This window comes from Frankia sp. CeRuru1 (genome assembly GCF_977966315.1).
In genome coordinates, this window is the sequence record NZ_CDWWEW010000149.1 from 1 (window position 1) to 11,799 (window position 11,799).

General features: G+C 68.7%; 8 protein-coding genes, 1 pseudogene and 1 riboswitch. Of the genes and pseudogenes, 3 read left to right on the plus strand and 6 right to left on the minus strand.

Going from position 1 to position 11,799, the window contains the following annotated elements:
- The first annotated feature begins 293 nt into the window (after window positions 1–293).
- Window positions 294–461: riboswitch (M-box (ykoK) riboswitch) on the plus strand.
- Between the two features lie 234 nt (window positions 462–695).
- A complete protein-coding gene (gene corA / locus AC08OP_RS12625; RefSeq protein WP_476614365.1) occupies window positions 696–1,727 on the plus strand; it encodes a magnesium/cobalt transporter CorA in 1,032 nt (343 codons plus the stop codon).
- A gap of 154 nt (window positions 1,728–1,881) precedes the next feature.
- Window positions 1,882–4,482, plus strand: coding sequence for a sensor histidine kinase (locus AC08OP_RS12630; protein WP_476614366.1), 2,601 nt, complete (start codon window positions 1,882–1,884; stop codon window positions 4,480–4,482).
- Window positions 4,483–4,533: 51 nt separating this feature from the next.
- Here AC08OP_RS12630 and AC08OP_RS12635 read toward each other — a convergent pair whose 3' ends face one another.
- The 6 genes from AC08OP_RS12635 to AC08OP_RS12660 all read right to left on the minus strand — a co-directional run bounded on the left by AC08OP_RS12635 (window position 4,534) and on the right by AC08OP_RS12660 (window position 11,408).
- On the minus strand, window positions 4,534–5,232 hold the full coding sequence (locus tag AC08OP_RS12635) for a response regulator (RefSeq protein ID WP_476614367.1): 699 nt from the start codon (window positions 5,230–5,232) through the stop codon (window positions 4,534–4,536).
- A 96-nt stretch (window positions 5,233–5,328) separates the two neighbouring features.
- Window positions 5,329–6,225 carry a potassium-transporting ATPase subunit C gene (locus tag AC08OP_RS12640; RefSeq protein ID WP_476614368.1) on the minus strand — a complete coding sequence of 299 codons (897 nt, stop codon included), beginning with the start codon at window positions 6,223–6,225 and terminating at the stop codon, window positions 5,329–5,331.
- A 2-nt stretch (window positions 6,226–6,227) separates the two neighbouring features.
- Entirely contained in the window at window positions 6,228–8,390 is a 2,163-nt protein-coding gene (gene kdpB, locus AC08OP_RS12645; protein ID WP_476614369.1) for a potassium-transporting ATPase subunit KdpB, read from the minus strand.
- Window positions 8,391–10,052, minus strand: a complete 1,662-nt coding sequence (gene kdpA, locus AC08OP_RS12650; RefSeq protein ID WP_476614370.1) for a potassium-transporting ATPase subunit KdpA — start codon at window positions 10,050–10,052, stop codon at window positions 8,391–8,393.
- The gene (kdpF, locus tag AC08OP_RS12655) at window positions 10,053–10,142 is read right to left on the minus strand and encodes a K(+)-transporting ATPase subunit F (protein WP_462188043.1); all 90 of its coding nucleotides are present in this window, start codon (window positions 10,140–10,142) and stop codon (window positions 10,053–10,055) included.
- A 501-nt stretch (window positions 10,143–10,643) separates the two neighbouring features.
- Window positions 10,644–11,408, minus strand: a complete 765-nt coding sequence (locus tag AC08OP_RS12660) for a response regulator (protein WP_476614371.1) — start codon at window positions 11,406–11,408, stop codon at window positions 10,644–10,646.
- A 158-nt stretch (window positions 11,409–11,566) separates the two neighbouring features.
- Here AC08OP_RS12660 and AC08OP_RS12665 point away from each other — a divergent pair.
- Window positions 11,567–11,799 (plus strand): annotated as a pseudogene (locus AC08OP_RS12665) (IS3 family transposase); the annotation flags it as partial.

Consider the following 11,799-nt stretch of genomic DNA (forward strand, 5'->3'; position numbering starts at 1 on the left):
TCGGGAGACGACGTCGGCATCGATGCCGAGGGCGATTCCGCCGCCGTCCCACGCCGCCCCGCTCCCCACCCGAATGTGGATCAACCAGCCCCAGTGACGATCGAGACCGAGAATGCGCGCCAAGAACCGACCCGCCCGCGGGAAACATCCGGGTGGCGCAGGTCACCTCGGCGAGGCGCGCGGGTGGCGACACTGGCGTGGTCCGGCCCGGACGTGTGTTTCGTCGGGGTGCGCGCCGTTTGGTCCGGTTGCCGACATTGACACGAGCTGGCGTGCGGGGGCATCCTGGCCGGGCAGCACCTCGTTCGGTGAGGCGTCTGCGCGGACATAGGCCACTGACCTTGAACGTCGAGAGACGCCCCGGGTCAGGACAGCTCTCCCCGGGCTAAGGGGTGAGCCCAAGTGGCTTCCCGGTGGGGATTACGCCGCGCAGTGCCAAAGCTCTGACGAGGAGGGGTGCTCGGTGTCGCCCGGCTTCCGCCGGGTGTGGTTGTCGCGGTCACCCCGCCTGGACTAGTCGCGCCTGCGGGCGCCTGGTGGAAGGGGGGTGGCGGGATGAGTCCCGGCCATAGTTGCCGTCTGTCTTGGGCTGACTCGGTGACCCCCGTCGCCTCGGTGACCCCCCTCGCCTGAGCCTGCCGACACAACCATGCGGGCGGACGCGGATGCCGTTCGCGGCCCGGGGAGCTGACGTGATGACTGTCGTGGAGAACGCGTTTTACGCCGCGGGCCGGCGCTTGGCGCGGCCGGGCTCGCTGGGCGAGACCTACCAGTTGCTGCGGGACCGCCGGGGCCGGAACAAGCAAGATCTGGCGTGGATCGGTCTGGTCCACCCGGACGAGCGGGAGATCGCTTCGATCGCGGCCGAGTTCGACCTGCACGAGCTGGCAATCGAGGACGCGGTGCAGGCACATCAACGGCCGAAGCTGGAACGGTACGGCAAGACCCTGTTCGTGGTGTTGCGGGCCGCCCGTTATGACGACGCGCGGGAAGAGGTTGACTTTTCCGAACTGCACGTCTTCGTCGGGGACGACTTCGTCATCACAGTTCGGCACGGGGATACGCCGGATCTGCCTCGGGTGCGCCGGCGGATGGAGTCCGACCCGGAGCTGTTGGCCCACGGCCCGGAGGCGGTGTTGTACGCAATCCTGGACCGGGTCGTCGACGATTACGCCCCGGTGGTGGACGGGTTGGTGAACGACATCGACGAGATCGAGACCGAGGTGTTCCGGGGAGCTCCGGCGGTGAGCCGGCGCATTTACGAGCTGTCCCGTGAGGTCATCGAGTTCCAGCGGGCGGCCAAGCCGCTGCTGGGCATGCTGGACGCGCTGGCCGCGGGGTTCGCCAAGTACGGCGTGGACCCCGAGCTGCAGCAGTACCTGCGGGACGTGTCCGACCACGCGGTGGGCGTGGTGGAGCGGATCGAGGGGTTCCGCCAACTGCTGGCGAACATCCTGACCGTCAACGCCGCGCTGGTCGGGCAGCGGCAGAACGAGGAGATGAAGACGCTGACCGAGTCGAGCCTCGCGCAGAACGAGGAGGTCAAGAAGATCTCGGCCTGGGCGGCCATCCTCTTCGCGCCCACCCTGATCGGCACTGTGTACGGGATGAATTTCGAGACCATGCCGGAACTGAGCTGGGAGTTCGGGTACCCGTTCGCGCTCGGCCTGATGGCCTTGGTGTCCATTATGCTGTACGTGATCTTCAGGCAGCGGCGGTGGCTGTGACCAGCGCGAGGAGGACGAGGGCGTCGGCTGGCCCACGTATCGTGAGGTTGCCGCCGGTGTGGATTGCACAGCCCGCTCCGGCTTCCTCGAACAGCCGGTTACGTATCGCCCCGCAGGCTCGTGAGCGGCGGCTCGTACGCGGACACTGGGGCGTATGGCGAGCGGCAGACTGCGGATCTACCTCGGCGCGGCGCCGGGGGTGGGCAAGACCTACGACATGCTCTGTGAGGCTCAGCGGCGCAAGGCGCGCGGAACGGACGTCGTGGTCGGGCTGGTGGAGACCCATGGGCGACCGCGGACCGCCGCGTTGCTGGACGGATTGGAGATCATGCCCCGCCGCACGGTCTCCTACCGCGGTGCCACCTTTACTGAGATGGACGTGGATGCGATCCTGGCCCGCGCGCCAGCGGTGGTGCTCGTCGACGAGCTGGCGCACACGACCGTCCCGGGGTGCCGGAACGCCAAGCGTTGGCAGGACGTCCACGAGCTGTTGAACGCGGACATCGACGTGCTGTCGACGTTGAACATCCAACATCTGGAGTCGCTCAACGACGTCGTGGAAAGGATCACCGGAGTCCCGCAGCGGGAGACCGTGCCGGACGCGGTGGTACGCGCCGCCGAACAAGTCGAACTGGTCGACATGACACCGGAGGCGCTGCGGCGGCGGATGGCCCACGGCAACATCTACGGCCCAGACAAGATCGACGCCGCGCTGGGCAACTACTTCCGGGTCGGCAATCTGACCGCGCTGCGGGAGTTGGCACTGCTGTGGCTGGCCGACAAGGTGGACGAACAGCTCGATCACTACCGCACCGAGCACCAGATCTCCGGCATCTGGGAGACGCGGGAGCGGGTGGTTGTCGCACTGACCGGCGGCCCTGAGGGCGACACCCTGATCCGCCGGGCGGCGCGGATCGCGGATCGCGCCAAGGGTGCGGACCTGCTCGCGGTCCACGTCACCCGATCCGATGGCCTGGCCGGTGCGTCGCCCGCGCATCTGGCCCGGCAGCGGGTGTTGGTGGAGAGCCTGGGCGGCAGCTACCACCAGGTGGCCGGGGACGACATTCCCATTGCGCTGCTGGAATTCGCCCGAGCGGAGAACGCGACCCAACTCGTGCTCGGCGCGAGCCGGCGCGGCCGGCTGGCCCACATGATCGACCCTGGTATCGGCGTCACGACAACGAAACTGTCCGGGCCGATCGACGTGCACCTGGTCACCCACGAGGAGGTGGGCAAGGGGCGGCTGCTGCCCCGCCGGGCCCGTGGGCTGACCCTCCGGCGGCGGCTTGCCGGTGTCTTGGCCGCGGTCGTGCTGCTGCCGCTGCTGACCCTTGCGTTGACGCACCAGCGGACCGATCTCAACCTGACCAGCAACGTGCTGGGGTTCCTGATCGTGGTGGTCGCCGTGGCGCTGGTGGGCGGCCTGCTGCCGGCGTTGCTGGCCGCGCTTGGCGGCTTGCTGCTGCTGAACTACTACTTCATCCCACCAATACACCGCTTCATCATCGCCGAGAGTAACAACGTGCTCGCACTCCTGGCGTTCCTGGCGGTTGCGGTGATGGTGAGCAGCGTGGTCGACCTGGCCGCCCGGCGGACCAGCCAGGCGGTACGCGCTACCGCGGAGGCGGAGATGCTCTCGACCTTGGCCGGGAGCGTGCTGCGTGGCGAGCAGGCGCTGCCGGCACTGCTCGCGCAGGTGCGGGAGACGTTCGGGCTGACCTCGGTCGCCCTGCTCGAACGCGCAGCCGAGGGCGGTCAGAACGGCGCCCACAAGGCAGACCGTCACGGCTGGCGGGTGGTCGACAGCGCCGGGCCCGACCCGTGCCTGCGGCCGGACGAGGCCGACACGGAAGTACCGGTCAGCGAGAAGCTGACGTTGGTCCTGCGGGGCCGGCCGCTGCCCGCGGCGGACCGCCGGGTACTCACCGCCTTCGCCGCGCAGGCCGCGGTCGCCCTCGAACAGCGGCGGCTGGCCCAGGTGGCAGCGGAAGCCGGGCCACTCGCCGAAGCGGACCGCACCCGCCGCGCCCTGCTCACTGCCGTCAGCCACGACCTGCGCAGCCCGCTCGCCACGGCCTCGGCGGCAGTCGCGAACCTACGCGGCAACGAGGTCGAGTGGAGCGCCGAGGAGCAGGCGGAACTGCTCGCCACCGCTGAGGAAGCGTTGGACCATCTGGCCCGGCTGGTGGAGAACCTGCTCGACATGAGCCGGTTGCAGGCTGGACGCCTGAGCGTGTTCCCCGCCCCGGTCGGGCTCGACGACGTGATTCCCGGCGTGCTGCGCGACCTGGGCCCGGCAGCTCGCGACGTGGCTGTGACGGTCCCGGACGACCTTCCGCTGGCCTACGCCGACCCGGCGCTACTGGAACGGGTGATCGCCAACCTGCTGTCCAACGCGACCCGCTATTCACCCCCGGGCCAGCCCCCGCTGATCACCGCTAGTGCGTTGCGCGACCGGATCCAGCTGCGGGTCATCGACCGCGGGCCTGGACTGCCCGCGGAGGAGCGTGACCAGGCGTTCACGCCGTTCCAGCGGCTGGGCGACACCGACAACGACAGCGGCATCGGGCTGGGCCTCGCGCTCTCCCGGGGCCTGACGGAGGCGATGGGCGGCACCCTGACGCCGGAGGACACCCCCGGCGGGGGCCTGACCATGGTGGTAACGCTGCCGGTCGCGACGGTCGGCGGGTCCGCCCAGCCGGCGGGCGGTGCGGTCCTCAGATCGCGGGACGGTCAACAGACAACGAGGTCATAGTTTGACGATGAGGTCATGGCTGGCCAACGAGGTCACATGTGGATAACGAGGTCATGGCTGGAACCGGTAGCCCATGCCTGGCTCGGTGATGAGGTGGCGGGGCTGTGCCGGGTTGAGTTCAAGTTTGTGGCGCAGCCGGCCGATGTACTGGCGCAGGTAGTGGCTCTGCTCCTTGGGGGCGGGACCGCCGGCCTGGGGCAGCAGATCCCGGTAGGTCAGTAGCTTTTCGGGGTGGCGGACCAGGACGTCGAGCAGGTGCCATTCCGTGGGGGTGAGCCGGACCTCGGCGGGACCGTCCGGGCGTGCGCTGTCGGGTTTGCGGGTGACGCGCCGTGCGTCGAGGTCGATCAGATAGTCGCCCAGGGCGACGGTGAGCGGTTCGGTGGGCGGCGGGGTGCGCCGGACGACGGCGCGCAGCCGGGCGAGCAGTTCGTCGACCCGGAAGGGCTTGGTGACGTAGTCGTCGGCACCGGCGTCCAACGCTACGATCTTATCGCTGCTGCCGGCGCGCCCGGAGAGCACGATGACCGGGGCGGCGGTCCAGCCGCGCAGGGCGTGGATGACGTCGACGCCATCGAGGTCGGGAAGCCCCAGGTCGAGCAGGATGATGTCGGGTTCGTGTTCGGCGGCGGCGGCGAGCGCGCGGCTTCCGTCCGCGGCGACGGTGACCTGGTAGCCGCGGGCGCGCAGGGTGATGTGTAGCGCGCGGAGCAGCCGTGGGTCGTCGTCCACCACGAGCACGCTGGTCACGCGTCATCTCCCGGCAGTGAACCGGGCGGTACGGCGGGCAGGGTGCGAATCATCGTGAGGCCTCCGCCGGGGGTGTCCTCGGGGCTGAGCGTCCCGTTACCTGGTCCTCTTGTCGAGGGCCAGGTTCAGGGCGAGGACGTTGACCGTGGGTTCGCCCATGAAGCCCAGCGACCGGCCGTCTTCGTGGTCGTGGACCAACGCGCGGACCGTGGCCGGGTCGAGGCCGCGTTCCTTCGCGACCCGGTTCACCTGCAGGTAGGCGTAGGCCGGGGAGATGTCGGGGTCGAGGCCGCTACCGGAAGCGGTGACCGCGTCCGCCGGGACCGGGTTGTCCGTGCCCTTACCCGGCCCCTTGATCGGCACAGTGATGCCGGCCGAGTAGTCCTCGCCGGGCTTGGTGCACTCGACCTTGACGCCCTGGTACGTGGCGACGAAGGGCGCGGCCGGGCACTCCTCGTTGATGCTGACGGCCCGGGTGACCGGTCCGGTGGTGCCGCCGGTCCGGAACACCGACAGGACCGCGCCGACGCCGTTCGCGGTGCAGAAGGGACGCCGGCCGTCGGCCCCTTCCAGGTCACCGATGGCCTTGCTGCGGGCGCAGACCTGGGTGAGCAGGCTCTGGCTGCTTTCGTCCTCGTCCTTGGTGGCCGGGTCGTCGAAACTGTCGACAATGTCTTCCGGGCCGAGGTTGGACGCGGACGTTGACGTCGGATCGTACCCGTCGCCGGCCGCCGACGGGCGGGACTGGAAGTATTTGGGGATCGGGTTGCCCTTGTCGTCGGTGAACAGTTGGCCGATCTCGGCTGAACCGACGATCTGGCCGCTGGCGTTCGTGACGAACGAGCCGTTCGCCTTGTCCTTCAGCCCGGGAAGCTGCGCAATGGCCGTGATGACCAGCGGATAGGCGATGCCGGTGAGCACGGTCAGCACGAGCAGTGCGCGGAAGGCGGCGAGATGCTGCCGCACGAAGGAGGGAAGTCGGGTCACAGGCATGGTTACCGGGCTCCCGGGATGAACTGGATGACAAGGTCGATGAGTTTGATCCCGACGAACGGGATGATCAGACCGCCGACGCCGTAGATGTAGAGGTTGCGACGCAGCATCGCCGACGCGCTGGACGGGGTGTAACGGACGCCGCGCAGCGCCAGCGGGATCAGGGCGAGGATGACGAGCGCGTTGAAGATGACGGCGGAGAGGATCGCCGACTGCGGGCTGTGCAGCCGCATGAGGTTGAGCGTGTCCAGCCCGGGATAGATCGCCGCGAACATCGCCGGGATGATCGCGAAGTACTTGGCGATGTCGTTGGCGATCGAGAAGGTGGTCAGCGCCCCGCGGGTGATGAGCAGCTGCTTCCCGATCTCGACGATCTCGATCAGCTTCGTCGGGTTGGAGTCGAGGTCGACCATGTTGCCGGCCTCCTTGGCGGCCGACGTGCCGGTGTTCATCGCCACGCCGACATCGGCCTGGGCGAGCGCAGGGGCGTCGTTGGTGCCGTCGCCGGTCATTGCGACGAGCTTGCCGCCAGCCTGCTCTCGTTTGATCAGGGCCATCTTGTCTTCGGGCGTGGCCTCGGCGAGGAAGTCGTCGACGCCCGCCTCCTCGGCGATCGACCGGGCGGTCCGCGGATTGTCACCGGTGATCATGATGGTGCGGATGCCCATCCGGCGCATCTCGTCGAACCGCTCACGCATGCCCTGCTTGACGACGTCCTTGAGCTGGATCACGCCCAGGACGCGGGCCGTGCCGCCATCGGTGGCCTCGGCAACGACCAGCGGGGTGCCGCCGGAAGCGGAGATGCCGTCCACGATCTCCCCGGTCTCCGCGGGCACGGTGCCACCACGATCTCGCACCCAGGTGATCACCGCGCTGGCCGCTCCCTTGCGCACCTGCCGGTTCGGCCCCCCGTCGATCGCATCGAGGTCGACCCCGGACATCCGGGTCTGGGCGGTGAACGCCACGAACCGGGCGTGGCTGAGCTCACCGGGGCTACGCTCCCGCAGGCCGTAGGTGTTCTTCGCGTGCACGACGATGGAGCGGCCCTCGGGGGTCTCGTCCGCGAGCGAGGACAGCTGGGCCACGCTGGCCAGGTCATTCTCCGACGTGCCGCCGACCGGGACGAAGGCCCGCGCCTCCCGGTTGCCAATAGTGATCGTCCCGGTCTTGTCGAGCAGGAGGGTGTTGACGTCGCCGGCGGCCTCGACGGCCCGGCCGGACATGGCCAGCACGTTGCGTTGGACCAGCCGGTCCATGCCGGCGATGCCGATCGCGGACAGCAACGCGCCGATCGTCGTCGGGATCAGGCAGACCAGCAGCGACACCATCACGATCCCGGACAGGCCGTCGCCGTTCAGCGCGCTGGTGTCCGGCACGCCCGGCAGCTGCGCCTTCGAGAAGATCGCCAACGGCTGCAGGGTCGCGACAGCGAGCAGGAAGGTGAGCGCCAGGGCGGCCAGCAGGATGTTCAGCGCGATCTCGTTCGGGGTCTTCTGCCGATTCGCCCCCTCCACCAGCGCGATCATCCGGTCGATGAAGCTCTCGCCCGGTTTCTGAGTGATCCGCACGACGATCCGGTCCGACAGCACCCGGGTGCCGCCGGTCACCGAACTGCGGTCACCGCCGGACTCCCGGATCACCGGCGCGGACTCACCGGTGATGGCCGACTCGTCGACGCTGGCAATCCCCTCGATGACGTCGCCGTCCCCGGGGATGAACTGACCCGCCTCGACGACGACGGTGTCGCCCTGCCGCAGCCGCGGCGCGGGCACCTCCTCGAGCCGGCCGTCGTCGCGCAGCCGGTGGGCGATCGTGTCAGTCTTGGTGCGGCGTAGCGCGTCCGCCTGGGCCTTGCCGCGGCCCTCCGCAACCGCTTCGGCGAGGTTGGCGAACAACACGGTCAGCCAGAGCCAGACCGTGATCAGCCAGCTGAACGCGGTCTCGTCCCGAATCGCCAGGACAGTAGTGAACACCGCGCCGATCTCCACGATGAACATCACCGGGTTGCGCCACAGCGTGCGCGGGTCGAGCTTGCGCAGCGCGTCCGGCGTCGACCGCAGGAGCATCGTCGGGTCGAGCAGCCCCCCCTGTACCCGCCGGGGAGCCGGCGGCGGGGTCGGCGCGGGCGCCGGAACCGGCGTACCCGCAATGGTCGAGGTGGACATCTAGTGCAGACCCTCCGCGAGCGGACCGAGCGCGAGCGCCGGGAAGAAGGTGAGAGCGACGATGATCACGGTGACGCCGACGAGCATCCCCACGAACTGCGGGCGATGGGTCGGCAGCGTCCCCGCGGTTTCCGGCACCGGCTGCTGTTTCGCAAACGATCCGGCCAGCCCCAGCACGAAGACCATCGGCAGGAAGCGGCCGAAGGCCATCGCGAGGCCGAGCGCGGTGTTATACCAGTCGGTGTTCACCGTGATGCCGGCGAACGCCGAGCCGTTGTTGTTCGCCGCCGAGGTGAAGGCGTAGAGCACCTCGGACAGGCCGTGCGGCCCGCTGTTGAGCATCCCCGCCCGTTCCCCCGGCAGCGCCATCGCCAGGCCGGTGCCGACCAGCACGATGACCGGCATCGTGAGGAAATACAGCGAGGCGAACTTGATCTCTCGACTGCCGATCTTCTTGCCCAGGTACTCCGGCGTTCGTCCAATCATCAAACCCGCGACGAACACCGTGATCACCGCGAGGACCAGGATCCCGTAGAGTCCCGATCCGGTGCCGCCGGGCGCGACCTCGCCGAGCATCATGTTGAACAGCAGCGTCGCGCCACCCAGGCTGGTGTACGAGTCATGGAACGAGTCGACGGACCCGGTCGACGTCAGCGTCGTGGCCGTGGCGAACAGCGCCGAGTCCGGCACACCAAACCGGGTCTCCGTACCCTCCCGGGCCGCCCCGACGGCTGTCGGCACCGTGCCGTGGTGGATCGCCTGGAACACCTCGTTGGCTCCCAGACTGCCCAGCGCCAGCACCGCCATCACCGCGACGATCGCCAGCCCCTGCCGGGTGCTGCCGACCATCTTGCCGAACGTCCGCGGCAACGCGAACCCGATCGACAGCAGCAGGTAGATCTCGAACCAGTTCGTCCAGGAGGTCGGGTTCTCGAACGGATGCGAGGAGTTGGCGTTGTAGAAGCCGCCGCCGTTGGTGCCGAAGTCCTTGATGGCCTCCTGGCTGGCGACCGGACCCCCGGTGACCGCCTGCTCCCCCCCGGCCAGGGTGGGGACCGTGGTGTTCCCGTGGAAGTTCTGGATCGCACCGCCGGCGATCAGCACGATCGCCGCGAGCGCGCAGACCGGCAGCAGGATCCGCACGACGGTGCGGACCAGGTCCACCCAGAAGTTGCCCAGCTGGTCGGTCTTCTTCCGGGCGAAGCCGCGCACCACCGCGATCGCCACCGCGATACCTACCGCGGCGGACACGAAGTTCTGCACCGCCAGGCCGGACATCTGGACCAGATGGCCCATCGTCGACTCACCCGAATAGGCCTGCCAGTTCGTGTTCGTGGTGAAACTGACCGCCGTGTTCCACGCCAGGTCCGGCTTGACCGCCGGCAGGCCCAGCGCCAGCCACAGGTGGTTCTGCACCCGCTGGAACAGGTACAGGAACAGCACCGAGACGAGCGAGAACGCCAGCACGCTGCGGGCATACACCGACCAGCGCTGCTCGGCGCCCGGATCCACCCCGATCAGCCGGTAGATACCGCGTTCCACCCGCAGGTGCTTCCCGCTCGTATGCACCCGGGCCATATAGTCGCCGAATGGCCGGTAAGTCAGGGTAAGAGCCAGCACCATCGAGACGATGAAGATGACGCCCGCGGCGTTCGTGCCCATCTAGAACCGCTCCGGGAACAGCAGGGCCGCCACGAGGAAGATCGCGAGGGCTACGGCAAGGATCAGGCCGGCGATGTTCTCCACGCTCACAGCTTCTCCACTGCCTTGAGGGTTAGCCCGAGTACCGCGAACACCGCAAGGGTCAGCAGCACGAAGACAACGTCACGCACGGAACTCCTGCCTTCTACTTTGGATGAGCTCGGATTCGGATGAGATCGGAACAAATGCGCCGCCCTGGCTGGCGTCCTGGCCTGATGGCAGCTGCCAGTATCTAGCCCTTGCCGCCAGCGGACCAGCGAAGCTAACGGTCCAATGACGCCCAATCCCGAAAATTCAACACGGTGCTCACACGGCATCCGGCCCGGACGAGATCCGCACCCGCGCACAACCCGGTGTGCGCAACCCGGATGAGACGCAGAACACCTCTCGGTGGTCCACGGACGGCCGCCCGGGCGGGGAGCAGGCCGGTCCGCCCCGTCTTGTCCAGGTGATCCCCGCGAAGGGTGTCCTGACGCCATGGCGTCCTGACGCTGGGGTGTCCTGGCGCTGGGGTGTCCTGGCGCTACCGTGAGTGCTAATGAGGCGTGGTGGTTACGGCTGGTAGCGGTAGCCCAGGCCCGGTTCGGTGGTCAGGTAGCGGGGTCGGGCCGGGTCGGGTTCGAGCTTGCGACGCAGTTTGTTGATGTAGAGGCGGAGCGAGGAGCTGTCGTCCGCCACGCCGGGACCCCAGACCTGACTGATCAGCTGCTGATGGCTGATGAGCTTGCCGGGGTGGCGTACCAGTGCTTCCAGCAGCCGCCATTCTGTCGGGGTGAGGCGTAGACCGTCCGGCTTGTCCTCTCCACCGGTCGCGGATGGACCCTCACGACCGCTGCCCGCGCCCGCGCTCGCGTCGGCGTCGGCGTCGGCGTCGGCGCTGTCTCGTGGGCTGATTCGCTTTTCCCCGAGGTCGATCCGGTACCGGCCGAGGTCGACAACGGTCACCGGTTCCGCGCTGGCGGCGCGGCGGGTCACGGCCCGGATCCGGGCCAGCAGCTCGTCGATCGAGAACGGCTTCGTGACGTAGTCGTCGGCGCCGGCGTCGAGCGCGGCCACCTTGTCGTGACCCGAGGCGCGACCGGACAACACGATGATGGGAACCCCGGTCCAACCCCGTAGCCCCTGGATGACCTCAACGCCGTCCATGTCGGGCAAGCCAAGATCCAGAATGACCAGGTCGGGTGGGCACGACGCCGCCTCCGACAGCGCGTGCCGGCCGTCCACCGCTGTGCGTACCTCGAACCCCCGAGCGCGCAGGGTGATCCGCATGGCCCGCAGCAGCTGCGGTTCGTCCTCCACGAACAGAAGACGGGTCATATCGCCCCGTCCCCTCCAGCCACCTCCGGACCGGCAGCGCCTCCTACCCTGGCATCATCCCTCATCCTCGCCCCCTGCGCCCCTACCTGCCAAGATGAGACGAGACAGGCAGTACTTTCCATCTAGGCTGACTTGGGCGGGGCTGGGAGAGGTAGATCGTGACGATGATGCTGACGGCCGGGCGGGCTCTGGCCGATGATGGTCGGGTGGACGAGTCCGAGCCGGTGGTGGGGCGGCCTGACCCGGAGGTCGAGCCGAAGGCGAAGCGGCGGACGTTCACGGCGGAGTACAAGGCGCGGATCCTCGCGGAGTACGACGCGGCCGAGCATGGTGAGAAGGGTGCGATCCTGCGTCGGGAGCGGTTGTACTCGGCGCATCTCGTGGAATGGCG

What these genes read in the sequence shown, in the direction of transcription:
- corA (WP_476614365.1), top strand. Translation starts at nt 696, where the DNA reads ATGACTGTCGTGGAGAACGCGTTTTACGCCGCGGGCCGGCGCTTGGCG.
- AC08OP_RS12630 (WP_476614366.1), top strand. Translation starts at nt 1,882, where the DNA reads ATGGCGAGCGGCAGACTGCGGATCTACCTCGGCGCGGCGCCGGGGGTG.
- AC08OP_RS12640 (WP_476614368.1), bottom strand. Translation starts at nt 6,225, where the DNA reads ATGCCTGTGACCCGACTTCCCTCCTTCGTGCGGCAGCATCTCGCCGCC.
- kdpB (WP_476614369.1), bottom strand. Translation starts at nt 8,390, where the DNA reads ATGTCCACCTCGACCATTGCGGGTACGCCGGTTCCGGCGCCCGCGCCG.
- kdpA (WP_476614370.1), bottom strand. Translation starts at nt 10,052, where the DNA reads ATGGGCACGAACGCCGCGGGCGTCATCTTCATCGTCTCGATGGTGCTG.
- AC08OP_RS12660 (WP_476614371.1), bottom strand. Translation starts at nt 11,408, where the DNA reads ATGACCCGTCTTCTGTTCGTGGAGGACGAACCGCAGCTGCTGCGGGCC.